The organism is Leyella stercorea, assembly GCF_021531355.1.
Classification (GTDB): domain Bacteria; phylum Bacteroidota; class Bacteroidia; order Bacteroidales; family Bacteroidaceae; genus Prevotella.
In genome coordinates this window covers 42053-57643 of the sequence record NZ_JADYTS010000007.1, presented here as the reverse complement: position 1 = coordinate 57643, position 15591 = coordinate 42053, and the positions used below count along the sequence as shown (strand labels likewise).

At 48.9% G+C, this 15591-nt stretch carries 11 protein-coding genes; 3 read left to right on the top strand and 8 right to left on the bottom strand.

Annotated elements, in window-relative coordinates; genetic code table 11:
- The first annotated feature begins 54 nt into the window (after positions 1-54).
- A complete protein-coding gene (locus I6E38_RS03580) occupies positions 55-1275 on the top strand; it encodes an MFS transporter (RefSeq protein ID WP_235392720.1) in 1221 nt (406 codons plus the stop codon).
- 106 nt (positions 1276-1381) lie between these two features.
- Positions 1382-3718 (top strand): glycoside hydrolase family 20 protein, encoded by a 2337-nt coding sequence (locus I6E38_RS03575; RefSeq protein WP_235392719.1) that lies wholly within the window; start codon positions 1382-1384, stop codon positions 3716-3718.
- A gap of 53 nt (positions 3719-3771) precedes the next feature.
- Here the strand turns inward: I6E38_RS03575 and I6E38_RS03570 are convergent, their stop codons facing one another.
- Both I6E38_RS03570 and I6E38_RS03565 read right to left on the bottom strand, forming a co-directional pair.
- Complete coding sequence (locus I6E38_RS03570; protein WP_235392718.1) at positions 3772-4731, bottom strand: aldo/keto reductase; 960 nt, start codon at positions 4729-4731, stop codon at positions 3772-3774.
- 12 nt (positions 4732-4743) lie between these two features.
- Positions 4744-6741 (bottom strand): OPT family oligopeptide transporter, encoded by a 1998-nt coding sequence (locus I6E38_RS03565; protein WP_235392717.1) that lies wholly within the window; start codon positions 6739-6741, stop codon positions 4744-4746.
- 129 nt (positions 6742-6870) lie between these two features.
- Here I6E38_RS03565 and I6E38_RS03560 point away from each other — a divergent pair, with 129 nt between their 5' ends.
- Positions 6871-8025, top strand: coding sequence for a lactonase family protein (locus I6E38_RS03560; protein ID WP_235392716.1), 1155 nt, complete (start codon positions 6871-6873; stop codon positions 8023-8025).
- A gap of 151 nt (positions 8026-8176) precedes the next feature.
- On the opposite strand, the gene I6E38_RS03555 is transcribed toward I6E38_RS03560, so the two are convergent.
- The 6 genes from I6E38_RS03555 to I6E38_RS03530 all read right to left on the bottom strand — a co-directional run bounded on the left by I6E38_RS03555 (position 8177) and on the right by I6E38_RS03530 (position 15377).
- Positions 8177-9091 (bottom strand): glycosyltransferase family protein, encoded by a 915-nt coding sequence (locus tag I6E38_RS03555; protein WP_235392715.1) that lies wholly within the window; start codon positions 9089-9091, stop codon positions 8177-8179.
- A 154-nt stretch (positions 9092-9245) separates the two neighbouring features.
- Positions 9246-10334 (bottom strand): cyclically-permuted mutarotase family protein, encoded by a 1089-nt coding sequence (locus I6E38_RS03550; RefSeq protein ID WP_235392714.1) that lies wholly within the window; start codon positions 10332-10334, stop codon positions 9246-9248.
- Positions 10335-10424: 90 nt separating this feature from the next.
- Positions 10425-11612 (bottom strand): AGE family epimerase/isomerase, encoded by a 1188-nt coding sequence (locus I6E38_RS03545; RefSeq protein ID WP_235392713.1) that lies wholly within the window; start codon positions 11610-11612, stop codon positions 10425-10427.
- Between the two features lie 33 nt (positions 11613-11645).
- Positions 11646-12563: a dihydrodipicolinate synthase family protein gene (locus I6E38_RS03540; protein ID WP_235392712.1), complete on the bottom strand. Its 918-nt coding sequence runs from the start codon at positions 12561-12563 to the stop codon at positions 11646-11648.
- Positions 12564-12633: 70 nt separating this feature from the next.
- Entirely contained in the window at positions 12634-13872 is a 1239-nt protein-coding gene (locus tag I6E38_RS03535) for an MFS transporter (RefSeq protein WP_235392711.1), read from the bottom strand.
- Between the two features lie 272 nt (positions 13873-14144).
- A complete protein-coding gene (locus I6E38_RS03530; protein WP_235392710.1) occupies positions 14145-15377 on the bottom strand; it encodes a hypothetical protein in 1233 nt (410 codons plus the stop codon).
- Positions 15378-15591: the final 214 nt, after the last annotated feature.

Here is a 15591-nt window from a genome sequence, read left to right as displayed (position 1 = left end):
AGACGACTATTTTTTTATAATTTTGCACAAGCGTAAAATTCTATACACATTATTATGAATATAAAATCAATAGGCAACAAGATTAAGGGCAACCCCACAATGACCGAAGGTACGGTGTATTCCATACTCGTTATTTGCGGAATTTCGCATTTTCTCAACGATATGATTCAGTCAATCATACCGTCCATCTACCCTATCATCAAGGACAAGTTCGGCTTCTCGTTTGCGCAAATTGGAATCATCACTCTCATTTTCCAGATGACTTCGTCGATTCTGCAACCATTCACGGGCCTCTATGCCGACCGTCATCCACGTCCTTACGCATTGTCTATTGGTATGTGCTTCACGCTGACCGGACTGCTATTGCTCGCCTTTGCCGAGAATTATGTGCTTATACTGCTGGCGGTAAGCATCGTCGGACTGGGTTCGTCGATATTCCATCCCACCGCATCGCGAGTCACTCAGATGGCATCAGGAGGCAGAAAGAGTCTGGCACAATCCATATTTCAGGTAGGAGGTAACGGAGGATCGGCTCTCGGACCGTTGCTTGCAGCCATCATCGTCTTGCCCTTTGGACAGCACTCTATATCGTGGTTTGCCATCGCCGCACTGCTTGCAGCACTCATCATGGTGCGACTCGGCGCATGGTATAAGGCACGTTTGGCGTACATAGCCGTTAACAAGCAGCGCAACCCAACAATGAACAACGATATTTCGAAGCGTGCCAAATACTGGGCATTGTTCATTCTCGTAATGCTTGTATTCTCAAAATACTTCTACACATCGTGCATTACGAGCTACTTCACATTCTTCCTAATCGACAAGTTCGGTGTCTCGGTGCAGACCTCGCAGATTTGTCTGTTCGTGTTTCTTGCAGCCTTTGCCATTGGCACTGTTGCAGGTGGAATGCTGGGCGACAAGTTCGGACGCAAATACGTCATCTGGTTCTCCATACTCGGAGCCGCCCCATTCGCGTTGGCAATGCCCTTTGCCAACCTCGCATGGACCATTATATTCACATTCCTATCCGGACTGATTATCGCTTCGGCATTCTCGTCAATCGTAGTTTACGCTACCGACCTCATGCCAGACAAGATTGGAATGATAGCCGGAATATTCTTCGGACTGATGTTTGGTCTGGGCGGACTCGGCTCGGCTTTCTTCGGATGGCTTGCCGACAAAACCAGCATAGAATTCATATTCCGTGTAAGTTCCCTGCTGCCTCTATTGGGCATTATAGCTGGCTTTCTGCCGAATACACAGAAAAAGAAATGACGTTAATAATTTAGTCTCGTTTTTTTTCTATAATTTTGCATAGGAAAGAATATTCTGCTTTAATAAGCCATTATAATAATAAAACCTACATTTCACTAAACAAACAATGAATCAGAAATTATTGACAGGAGCCATTGCCGCTATGGCATTCCTCCTGCCCTCAACCGCAATGGGACAAACTGCGGACTTCAATATTATTCCACAACCACAGCAGGTCGTTGCTGACGCTAGTGCACCCTTCGTGCTCAATGCCAATACTGTCATCTGCCTGCAAGCCAACAGCCAGGACATGAAACGCAACGCCAACATGCTTGCCTCATACATTCAGCAAGCCACAGGCATTCGCCCCACTATCGGCAAACTGACAAAAGGATGCACTGCTATAGTTTTGTCTATCAACAAAAACATTAGCAATGCCGAAGGCTATACGCTCGACACCAATACCAAGCAGATTCGTATTGCCGGCGCTTCGGCTGCGGGCGTGTTCTACGGTATCCAGACTCTGCGCAAGTCGTTGCCACTCTGCAACGGCAAAGCTACACAAGTGAGCATACCAGCCGTTCACATCGCTGACGCACCACGCTTTGCCTATCGCGGCACCCACCTTGACGTGTCACGCCATTTCGTAACAGCCGACTCGATATATCAGTTTATCGACATGCTCGCACTGCACAACATCAACCGCTTCCACTGGCACCTTACCGACGACCAAGGATGGCGCATCGAGATAAAGAAATATCCGTTGCTCACCAAGATTGGTGCAAAGCGCGCCCAGACTGTGGTTGGCCATATTGGATATGATGCCGAAAAGTACGACGGCAAGCCTTACGACGGCTTCTACACACAACAGCAGATACGCGACATTGTTAAATATGCAGCCGACCGCTATATCACTATCGTTCCCGAAATCGACCTGCCAGGACACATGCAGGCTGCTCTTGCTGCTTATCCCGAACTCGGATGCACCGGAGGTCCGTATAAGGTATGGCAGAAGTGGGGCATTTCCGACGACGTGCTCTGCGCTGGCAACGACAAGGTAATGACTTTCATCGACAACGTACTCAAGGAGGTCACACAGTTGTTCCCGTCAAAATACATCCACGTGGGTGGCGACGAGTGTCCGAAGGTAAGATGGAAAGAATGTCCTAAGTGCCAGGCTCGCATCAAGGCCCTGCATCTGGAGGCTAAGGATGGACACTCTGCCGAAGAACGTCTGCAGAGCTACGTTATCACACACGCTTCCAACTATCTGAAGTCGCTCGGACGCAACACTATCGGTTGGGACGAGATTCTGGAGGGTGGACTCGCTGAGGGCGCTACCGTAATGTCATGGCGAGGCGAAGCCGGAGGCATTGCCGCAGCCAAGCAGAACCACGACGTAGTGATGACTCCTAACAGCTACCTCTACTTCGACTATTACCAGTCGCTCGACAAAGCTAACGAGCCGCTTGCCATCGGTGGCTATCTGCCCTTGCAGCGTGTATATTCTTACGAGCCGATGCCTAAGGAACTGACTACAGACGAGGCTCGTCACATCATCGGTGTTCAGGCAAACATCTGGACCGAGTATATGCCTACATTCAAGCACATGCAGTATATGGCTCTGCCACGATTAGCTGCATTGAGCGAGGTACAGTGGACACAGCCCCAACTGAAGGACTACAACGACTTCACCAACCGACTCATCAGCCTCACTAATCTGTACGACCGTCTCGGCTACAACTATGCCAAGCATCTGTACAACGTAAACATCAGCATCGACAGCGACACTAAGTGGCGCGAGATTGTTGTACACATGACTACAGCTGGCGATGCTGAGATTCGCTACACTCTCGACGGAAGCCAGCCTACTGCCAGCAGTACACTCTATACCGGTGCCATCCATCTGCAGAAATCTGCCAAGATACGTGCAACCGCTTTCCGCAACGGCAAGAGCAGCCAGGTAAGCAGTCAGGACATCGTATTCAACAAGGCTACAGCATGCCCGGTTAAGTTACTTCAGCCCACCCATAAGAGCTACACCTACAATGGTGGCGTTACTCTTACCGACGGACTCGTAGGCGACAAGGGCTTCGGCACCGGCCGCTGGTTGGGATTCAGCGGCAACGACCTTGAAGCCGTCATCGACCTTAAGAAGCCCACAGACGTATCGAGCGTGAGCCTCAACACATGCGTTGAGAAGGGCTCGTGGATATTCGACGCTCGCAACATCGAGGTAAGCGTTTCTACCGACGGCATAGCATTCACCACCGTAGCCAACAAGGCTCTGCCTGCATTGGAGAAGAATTCAGCCGACGGCATTAACACTTACGAGCTGAACTTCTCACAGACCAAAGCACGCTACATCAAGGTGCATGCTACATCTGAGCACAGCATTCCCGACTGGCATGCAGGTAAGGGAAAGCCAGGCTTCCTCTTCGTTGACGAAATTAGCGTTAAGTAAATATAGAAACTTACAATAAACCGGAACGGGAGTCCGCCGTTCCGGTTTTATATTTATTCAGCAATACACTTCAGATTCTTCAGCAACTGCTCGGGCGAGCTTGCTCCTACGAGCACACTCGTCACACCCTTCTGCTCCAATATCCATCTTAGAGCCATCTCGGCGAGAGTCTTGCCTTGCGCTTCTGCATGAGCATTGAGCTGTTTCAGATGGGCAAGCAGCTCCGGTGTGAGCATGCTATGCTTAAGGAAATGCTCGCGAGCCATGCGGCTGTCCTCCGGAATACCGTTGAGATAGCGGTCGGTGAGCAGTCCTTGGGCAAGCGGCGAGAACGAAATGAAGCCAATGCCGTGCTCGGCACAGTAGTCGAGTATGCCCTCATCCTGAGGCGAACGGTCGAGCATATTGAGACGGCCCTGATATATCAGGAGCGGAACATCATGTTCACGCAGATACCGGTCGGCTATCTTCAGCGCTTCAAGCGGCCAACGGCTGATGCCGACATACAGTGCCTTGCCCTGACGCACGATGTCTACCAAAGCCTGCAGAGTCTCTTCGAGCGGAGTATCGGGGTCGTAACGGTGGCTGTAGAAGAGGTCGACATAGTCGAGATGCATTCGCTTCAGACTCTGGTCGAGACTCGCCATGAGCGACTTTCGCGAACCCCAGTTACCGTAAGGGCCCTGCCACATCTCATATCCCGCCTTCGTAGCAATGAAGAGTTCGTCGCGATAAGGGCGGAAGTCATCGTCCATGAGTCGGCCCAACGTCTCCTCGGCACTACCGTTGACGGGACCGTAATTGTTGGCGAGGTCGAAATGGGTGATGCCATGGTCGAAAGCGCAGTGGGTAATGGCGCGGCTACGCTCATAAGAATCTACGCTTCCGAAGTTATGCCAGAATCCTAAACTTACCTTTGGAAGCATAACGCCGCTGCGACCGCAGCGTACAAAGAGAGCATCGCCATTGTCATAGCGATGCTCGTCAGCTTTATACAATCCTTTCAGATTCATATATTATAGTATTTACTTTTTCACTTTAGTAGCCACAATGAAGTAGCCTATCAAGCAGCAGTAGGCTGCAAGCGAAGCAATCTGCGAGAGTGGGTTGGCAAGCCAGCCCTCCATCCATGCGTCACTCACAAGGTGAACGTCGCAGAAGCGCAGCAATGCCGATACAACACCCATCAGCGCACCGCCGGCAATGAAACCACTGGCAAGCAGAGTACCCTTCTCGTTGCGCTCACGGTTTACCTCAGCGTTCTTCGAACGGGTAGAAACATACCAGCTTACGATACCGCCCACGAGGAGCGGAGTGTTCAGTTCGAGCGGGATGAACATACCGAGTGCAAACGCAATGGCAGGAATCTTGAAGAAGGTGAGCACAATGGCAATGACAGCACCTACTGCATACAGCGCCCACGGAGCACCTACACCGTTCATCAACGGGTCGATTACGGCAGCCATAGCATTAGCCTGAGGAGCTGCAAGCTGTCCGCTTGCAAAGCCGTAAGTCTGGTTGAGCAGAATCATAACGCCACCTACGGTAGCAGCCGAAACGAGTGTGCCGAGGAATTTCCATGATTCCTGCTTGGCAGGTGTCGTTCCGAGCCAGTAACCAATCTTCAAATCGGTGATGAAACCACCTGCCATCGACAGCGCTGTACATACAACGCCACCCATGATGAGCGCTGCCACCATACCGCCTGTACCCTTCAGTCCAACGGCTACAAGCACTACCGATGCAAGTATGAGCGTCATGAGCGTCATACCCGAAACGGGGTTAGAGCCAACAATGGCAATGGCATTGGCAGCCACTGTGGTGAAGAGGAACGCTATAACGGCTACAAGCAGAATGCCAACAACTGCAAACAGCAGATTGCCTTCCATCACTCCAAACCAGAAGAAGAGGAATGTAGCAATGAGAGTGACGATACTGCCTATAGCGATAATCTTGAACGAGATGTCGCGCTGTGTGCGTACGGTATCAGCCGAAGCCTTTGCTCCACCCTTCATCTCGTTGGCTGCAAGCGATACGGCTCCCTTGATGATGCCCCACGACTTGATGATGCCTATGATACCTGCCATAGCAATGCCACCGATACCAATGCTCTTGCCGTAATACTTGAATATCTCCTCAGGCGACATTGCGCCTACAGTCTGTGTAATCTCCGGATTCCAGATGTTCAACACCTCGTTGTGGAAAGCAATAGACATTCCAGGCACGATGAGCCACCATACGGCAAACGAGCCAAGGCAGATGATGAACGCATACTTCAGACCGATGATGTATCCCAAACCGAACACGGCGGCACCGGTATTCACCTTGAACACGAGCTTGGCCTTGTCGGCTGCCATCACGCCCCAATCCATTACACGGGTGGTGAAGTTCTCGTTCCACCAGCCTACTGTGGCTACTATGAAGTCGTACAAACCGCCTACCAGACCGGCTACGAGCAACGGCTTGGCCTGCGAACCGCCCTTCTCGCCGCTGACCAGAACCTGAGTGGTGGCTGTTGCCTCGGGGAAAGGATACTTGCCGTGCATGTCCTTGACGAAATACTTACGGAACGGAATCATAAACAGGATTCCAAGTATACCACCCAACAGCGAAGAGAAGAATACCTTGAAGAACGAAACGCTCATCTCGGGATACTTTGCCTGCAAGATGTAGATGGCTGGCAGGGTGAAGATGGCACCGGCTACGATAGTACCCGAGCAGGCTCCGATACTCTGAATGATGACGTTCTCGCCCAAAGCCTTGTTGCGCTTGGCGGCTGTTGACACGCCTACGGCAATTATGGCGATAGGTATGGCAGCCTCAAACACCTGTCCTACCTTCAGTCCGAGATAGGCTGCGGCTGCTGAGAACAGCATAGCCATGATTATACCCCATGTCACCGACCACATGTTCACCTCCGGATAGGTCTGTCCCGGCGACATAATCGGCTTGTACTCCTCGCCCGGCTTCAACTCGGTGAAGGCGTTGTCGGGCAATTGGATTTGCTCTTTTTCTTTTTCCATGTTATAGTGTTATTTGTTATTAATTGTTTCGTTCGTAGTATATTTTGCAAAGTTACAACTTTGTAACTATAAATCTGTGATAAACCGGGAAAATATATTTAAATTTGCAGGCAACAAATATATATTGAAATGAACCGAACCAAAAGACTATTGACAGCTACTGTGGCTGCCGCTTTTGCCGGATTACAATCGTTTGCCGGCAACGATCTCACAATGATAGTAGGCACTTACACCGACCAGAGCACTTCTGAGGGCATATACGTATATCGCTTCAACCAAGAAAGCGGAAAGGCTGAAGCGGTCAGCAGCATCAAGTCGGGCAATCCGTCGTTTCTCATCTTCAACGACAATGCCACCCGTGTGTACGCCGTCAATGAATACGACGACGAGCGACGTGGTGCAAGTGCGTTCAGCTTTGACGCTTCTAAGGGCACGCTTTCGCTCATCAACAGCCAGCATTGCGGCACAGCTGCAACATCACACATCAAGAATATGCCTGGTGCTGCACCCTGCAACATAATGGCTTATGGCCGTCATCTTGTGACTTCCAATTATAACGGTGGCGACATTTCGGTGTTTCCAATCCGTGAAGACGGCTCTATAGCACCTGAAAGCCAGTATCTGTGTATGTTCAAAGGAAATGATGTGGATGCTCATATTCATTGTTGCCGCATCACTCCCGACCGTCGTTACATGATAGCCAACGATCTCGGCAACGATTGTATATGGCGTTTTGATGTCAATAACGCAAGCGAAGCTTTCCTTGGTAATGCCGAAAAAGCTTTCCTTAGCAACCCAAAAGAGATATACACCGCACCCAAAGGCACCGGACCGCGACATATTGTGTTCAATAAGAAGGGCGATGTGGCTTACCTGATTGGCGAACTCGACGGCAGCATTACGGTGCTTGGCTACAACAACGGCAATATGCGTGAGTTGCAGCGTGTGCAGGCATCGCTGACCAAGACAGCGGGAAGTGCCGACATTCATATATCGCCCGACGGCAAATTCGTCTACGCTTCACACCGATTGAAGGACGAAAGAGTGTCCATTCACGCTGTAGATGCAAAGACAGGATTGCTCACCAACGTTGGATTTCAGCCCACATCAGCCCATCCACGCAATTTCGCCATCACTCCAAACGGCAAGTATCTGCTTGTAGCGTGCCGCGACAGCAACATGATTGAGGTGTTCCGACGCGACAAACTGACCGGAAAACTCACTAACACACACAATGACATAAAGCTCGGCAAACCCGTGTGCATACAGTTTGCCGATAAATAAAGAATAAGGTATAAGCCTTACGACATGCGGAAATAGCCCAAACAAAAATGGCGGAGCATCCTTTGCAGGAGCTCCGCCTTATTTGTTTATGCAGCCGTTCGAGCTATACATTACAGCCGTTCGAGCCACATATTGTTTGCATGATTGATGATTAGAACATCTTGTCGGGATAAACACCCTCGTCGTGCAACTTCTGGAACTTCTCGACAGTGCCGGGACGATCCTCTGGATAAGTTACGCCGAACCATTTAGATGTAGTATCGAGAACCTCGCAAGTAGCTGTACCGTCGTTGATGAGCTTATCAACCATCAGAGGAATGAAGAACTCGCTCTTGAGGTTTGACATATTCTTCGGGTCAGAAAGGAATGTCTTGAAGAACTCGTTGCTGTACTCGAAGTAGTCAGGAGTGAAGCCCCAGAAGTTCATTGAAACCGGTGTGTTGTCAGGAATAGCCACCCATGTCTCGCCGTCCTCGTCGAGATACTTAACAACACCGTCTATGCGCTGGATCTTTGTACGCTCTACTACAGATGTAAGGTGATGAGCGTCGTCGTTAGAACATACGCCACGGCTTACAGTACCGCTATCAGACAATGTGTTGCCGCAACGGAAACCTACCATAGCATACTTGCCCTTTGAACCCTCAGGAAGCTCGCTGAGCCACTTGCCCATTACGTTGAACGAGTCACGATCGTAGAAATCGTCACAGTTGATTACTGCAAACGGCTCGTTGATAACGTTCTGACCCATCATTACAGCGTGGTTTGTACCCCAAGGCTTGGTGCGTTCAGCCGGACATGTGAATCCCTCTGGCAGTGCGTCAAGGCTCTGGAACACGAGTTCGCAAGGAATGTGACCCTCGTATTTTGAAAGAACGATACGGCGGAAGTCATCCTCGAAATCCTTACGGATAACGAATACGAGCTTGCCGAAGCCTGCATTGATAGCGTCATAGATAGAGTAGTCCATGATGGTTTCACCATGAGGACCGAGCTCATCGAGCTGCTTCAGACCGCCATAACGGCTGCCCATACCTGCAGCGAGGAGAAAAAGAGTTGGTTTCATAATCTTATTTTATTAGATTTAGTTTTAACGTAAAAATCTAGATTCGCTCTGACTTTTAGTCTATAGCAATGGCAAAAGTAACAAATAACGTTGGAATAAAAAAGTTTTTACATAGTTTTTTGCTTTCAATTTGCCGTTTATATAGGTATTTGTGTTACTTTTTATATAAGATTACAATCTGTGGCGTGCGCAATGTGGGTTTCAGTTCGCCGCCTATGTAGAAACCTCCTTTCTGCGTGACTACCATCTGAGCTCCTGCACGTGCCAGACCATTGTCGGCAAAGCGTGTCTTTAGCCACGCTCCCTTCTCGACATCATACTCGTACAGATTTCCGCTGAAGCGATACCAAGAGATGGGCTGGTTGAGATAGTCGGCTTGCTTCACTCGCTCATAACGGCCGCTTATAGCATCAAGGAAAATATCCTTGTTGACGCCACCCGTGGCGTAAATCTTGCCATTGTCTGTCCACGCTATACCTCCTGCCAGAGTCATTTCGCGACTTTCTACAGATTTCGGTGCAGCCACACTTGTCCACTTTCCAGTAGCAATATCCATGCAGCTACCGTCGGTATGCACTTCGCTTTGTTCGCCATTGGCAAAGAATCCGCCCCAAACATAAAGTTTGCCGTCGAGTGCAGCGGCTACAGGCTGCACACGGGCGCAGCCCGGTATAGCTCCAACATTGCGCCATGAAGGATTAGAATCCCTCAAGTCGAGAGCCAGAACGCCTGCCGAAGGCTTGCCGTCATGATTGCCTCCCACTACATACACATTGCCATCACTCTGCGCCACAGCCATATTGTCTACCGTACATGACATATCTGCAAGGCGCTTAACATCGGCATGCTCGCCCACCCCATTCAGATGAATGCTATACACAGTCTTCAACGCATGATTGCTGTTGTTGCCTCCGATGAAGAGCAGACTGTCGCCGCTCACTGCTGTAACTCCATAAGCTGCCGGTTCGGGCAGCATTCCTACGAGTCGCCAGTTGAGCACGTCGCTGTCGATGCGTGCTGCATATATGCCGGCATAATATGTCTTCTTGCCCGGCGTGGGGAAATTGCATCCGCCAGCCACAACAATCCAGTCGCCTATCTGTCCGGCGTAGCATGCCGACACGCCGAGCGAATAGCCGGGTTCGGTAGCAGGAAATCCAAAGACCGGACTTACACGCTGGGCTGAAGCCGATGCTTGGAAGAGTGAAACGAATAATAATATAAGGAATAAAAATCTTTTCATTGGGCACTATCTAAGTTTGTTGTAAAACAAAAGGGTGTGGCACGGCTTGCACATCAAGCTTTTGCCACACCCTGTTATCTAAGAGTAATACTAATCAAGTTTCTTCAAAATCTCCTGGCAGAGCATATAGCTCTTGATCATCATGCGCGGAATATGGAACGGACCCTTGAAGAGGTTGCCCTTTGCGGGCTGTGCCACTGTTCCGTCGCGATGCAGATAGCCATACCACTCGCCGTATTCGGCATCGGGGAAGTGGGCGTATGTCCACTCGCTGATGCGCTCATGGCGATACAGATACTTTTCGTCGCCGGTGCCGAGGTAGGCATAGAGCGATGCGATAATGGTCTCGCACTGCGGCCACCAGAACTTCATGTCCTGCGAATAGTCCTGCACCGGGAGGTTCTTACAGTCACGGAAGTTGATGATTCCACCGTATTGTTTGTCCCAACCCCAGTCCCATGACCAGTCAAGAATTTGAAGGGCCATATCGAACATAGGCTTGTCCCAACCGCGCAGCTTTGCCTCTTCCATGATAAACCATGATGTCTCGATGCAATGACCGGGGTTGATTGTGCGGGTTTCGTTGGTATCGATGAACTCGCCGTTCATTCCTACTGTCTCAAGCAGACACTTGAATTCGGGGTGGATGAAGTATTTCTTGAGTTTCGCGACAGACTCGTCAATCTGTGCTGTGAGCTTCGGGTCGTCAATGACCTTGCGTATGCAAGAGCCCACATTGATGAGAATCATGATGATGCTGTGGCTCTGCATCTGCACGTTCGGCTCAAACTTGGCAGGCAGGAAGCCCGGAGTAGCGAGGAAGCGCTGTGTATCCTCAAACACCTGGAGTGCGCGCTGTGCCCAATGCTGGTCGCCTGTGGCGAGTGCATATTCCGACATTGCTATCGAGGCGAATGTCTCCGAGAATACATAACGGCGCTTGCGCAAGGGCTGTCCTTCGGCTGTCACCGAGAAATACATGTGGCCCTGCTCGTCGAAGCAATGCTTCTCGATGAACTCAAGTGTCGACTTGGCTGCGTCGAGCCACTCCTGGTTCTTCTCGATATTGTTGTAAGCGTAGGCGCAAATGAATGCAAAACGGCCCTGAAACCATACCGACTTGGTTGTATCCATCAACGATCCGTCACGATTTACACAAGTATAGACACCGCCATTCACTCGGTCCCAACCGTGTTCCATCCAGAACGGCATGATGTTCTCGGTCAGATCCTTCTTGTATGAGTCTGCCCAAGACTGAATATATTCTTTTACGTTCATTTCTTTATAGTTTGTTCGTCAGCCGACGATGGTTTAAAACTTATTGGCACGCTCAAAGAAACCTATCTCCTCAAGCTCCTTCTTCATCTGAGCCTCTTCCTCATCAGTCATGTTGCGGAACGGTACACGGTTTGGTCCGAGGTCGAAACCGAGGAGCTTCATGATGCGCTTGCCGCCAACGATGTTGCCGCGGAAGTGGCAGATGACGTTGATAACGGCCTGTGAGAAGTTCTGCTTCTCGCGTGCTGTCTCGATGTCGCCGTTGTTCCAAGCCTCGATGATGCCTGTAAGCTCACGTCCGTTGTAGTTGGTTGTGCCACCGATGCCACCACGTGCGCCACCCTGTGCAAGGCTCGGGAGTATTGTCTCGTCCTGACCATGGAGCATATCATACTTGCCATCGGCATAGAGACGGCACTGGTTGTACTCATAGAGCGACTCGTATGTGTACTTGATGCCGGCGAAGTTGGCGATGCGACCGTCAACAGCCTTCAGCAAGTCGAGCATGGGCAGGAAAGCGCCATTGAATGCAGGGATATGATAGTAGTAGAAAGGAAGATTAGGAGCTGCATTGGCAATTGTCTCGCAGTACTCTACAAGTTCCTCTATACGACCGATCTTCGGGAATGGAGGAGCCATCGAACCGATACCCCATGCACCTATCTTCTGTGCATGCTCAGCCAGACGCACACTCTCACGCAGGCAGCAGCTACCTACATGCACAATCACCTTGAAGCCCTCCGGAGCTACCGACACCCAACGCTCGGCAAGCAGCATGCGCTCCTCGGTGGTGAGCATATAGCCTTCGCCCGACGAACCGTTGATGAAAACGCCCTTGAGTCCGTTCTTCTGCAACATCTTGGCATAAGCCTCGATTGGTTCAAGATTGACGTCACCGTTTGCATAGAAAGGTGTAAACGGAGCGTCGATAAGTCCGATAATCTTTTCCATAGTCTGTTTGTATTTAAAAGTATGTAATATTAAACCTTATATTTATATATAATATGTGTCTGACGTAGCATTACTCCTTGTTGTCGGTTGTAGGCTTCAGACAGCTCAGCTGCAGCACGAGTGCCACGAGAACGATGCAGCCCAGCACGGCAAAACCAAGTCCGAGGTTGCCTCCGTCGGTCCATTTGCCCAACAGGTGTGTCACGGCTGCACCGGCAAACACGCCCACCATGTTCATGACACCGTAAGCTGTGGCGCGATACTTGGCTGAGATAATCTGACAGAGTATAGGCATGTTGTTGGCGTCGAACATTCCGTAGCCCATACCGAAGAGCAGTCCGGCTCCTACTACAGCCACGATGCTATGGCCTAAGCCCAGCAATACGAGTGCAGGGATGGTCATACCCAATCCGATGGCGCTGGTATAGACACGTCCGCGTATGTTGCGCAGCACCCACTTGTCCGACAACACGCCACCCACGATGACGCCGATGAACGACGAGGCGGCAATGGTAATGGTCGACATAGGTCCTGCCTGCGACATAGGAATGCCAAGATTCTCGGCAAAGAGCGTTGGCAACCAGTTCTTAGTAGCCCAACCCGGCAGACTCGGAACGGCAAAATAGATTAGAATTACCCAAAAAGCCCAGGTAGAGAACACCACGCTAAGTCCGCGCCAGACGGTCTCCTTAGGCTGACCCGCTGTGGGATTGGCTGCTGCAACGGCTGCTGTGCCCTTATGCTTATCGTGCAGAAGGAGGGCGAGCACTACCGAGTAGGCTATACCGATGATGCCAAACCAGTGGAATGTAGAGTGCCATGAGAACATGGCGGCAACTGTTGCGCCGAATCCACCTATTGCCTGACCTACGTAAAGACCGGTCATGTGGATGCCAATGGCGAGCGAACGCGACTTGCCTTCGTGCCAGTCGGCTATTAGCGAGAGTGCTGACGGGATGTAAAGCGCCTCGCTTATACCCATAAGAGCACGCAACCAATAGAGCTGCTGAAAGTCGGTGGCATAGCCCATGAGATATGTCACGGCTGACCAGACGAACAAACTGCCCACAACGAGCTTCTTTCGGCTCACGCGGTCGGCTACCACTCCGGCAAACGGACTTACAATTCCGTATATCCAAAGGAAAACCGCCATCAACGCACCAAAAGCCTCAGCTTTGTTCAATTCGGCGATGTCGGCCTTCATAGCCTCCTGCATTGTGGAGAGCATCTGACGGTCCATGTAATTCAAAAGTGCCACAACCCAGAGCAGCGCAACGACTACCCACGGGTAAAACTTACTTCTTTTCATCAGTTTCTATCAGTTAGTGTATACTTAATATTTGGGTTTTAGTTTATTCGATTAGTTATGCAGACGATAGCTTATGTCTGCATTTGATGTTTACTTTGCAAAAGTATACTTTTTTTCTAAACCAAGCAAGTTAAATAAAATATTTTTTAATCACAATTAATTTATTTGCGATTTTTAATAAACCAAAATAGTTATAAGACCAATAGGACTAAAACTTAAGACGAAAAGACCACATTTGTAAGCAATCTTTTCGTCTTTACTATATGACCAAATTAATCATTTCCCCTCTTACGTTCGGCTATTCTTTCATTTGCCCTTTCGGCATCACCACGAGACACATGCATTCCTCCGTCTTCATCCCTCCACATAGGCTGCGAAGCTCCACCGCCTCCACCACCATTGCTACTAAATATATCTTTGGGCAATACAAAAAATATAAATCCAATAGCCACAGCTATCATTATTATCTGAATGATTAGTTTGAACACCACAACTATAAGTCCCCAAACAGCAACTATACAACCTATTATATATATTATTCCGAATATCGTGACAGCCAAACCCATTTTAAAACTTCCAAACCGCTCACTGTTTCGCTTTGCAGAAAGCAATACACCTCCAAGAAGAGCTGCCAATCCTCCTATGAGAATAATAATATCACCAAGAATAGTATTATTTAAGCCGAGTGCCAACTGTATCAAAGCCACAACAATAACAGCTGGCACAACACCTAAAATACTGTAAAGAGCTGGTTTTATAGATATTCCATCATCTACATCACCATTAAAGTCCTCTCCAAAAAGGATCTGTTCATATATCTTTATACTCATGCACTGATACAAAACAATCAATGCAAACGGAATAATGCGCAACAATGACGACCAAAAACCGAAATGTTCACGGTCACACCACCAGAAACACTCTGTACCAAGCACACTATAAGCCCATATCTCAAGAAGCGACCCCACCAAAATACCAACAGGTATCACAATCCGAGCCATAGGTAGGTATTTTTTGTGTTTTAGAGAATATCCACTGAACAAAAAAACACCTAAAAACAGTAAGGCTATTATAATATAAGGTATATACGACCTGAAAAGCTTGCCTTGCAAAGTGTGCTTCACAATGTCATTTTCAGAAAGCAGGCGGTCTTTTACACCTTCAGGATTTTCATCTGAAAACACCACATCCTCAGTTGAAACACCCCATAATTTGCCATCTTTCTTAAAGATTAAATAAGATAATTTGAAACCTCCAGATAGGTTCTGCGAGCCGTCCTTACGGCCTATCGCTTCTATTATTTCGCCTTCAGCAATTCGAAAAGCCACTTCCTCGGAAGCAACATTCCAAAATGTATCCACCCGACCTTCATAATCCATTTTTTCAATGGAAGCAGGATATACATTGGCTGAATCGCCACGCGCACATTCAATCTCATACTTCTGTGCACTTACATTAAGCACACATAAAAAGAAAGACAATAAAAATAAAAGGTAATTTTTCATAAATGATAGGTTTTAGTTATTTCATTTTTAATGATTGCAAATATAGCATTTTTTTATTTTTTCCACATGTCAAATTTACAAAACTACACTTCAAAAAGTAAATACATGACATTTTGTCGGTATTTTATTACACAAACGAATTAAAAGTGACATTTTGTCATATCGAAAATACATGGGCATATGGTTTGCGCTTAGAGTCAATGAAAACAGAAAA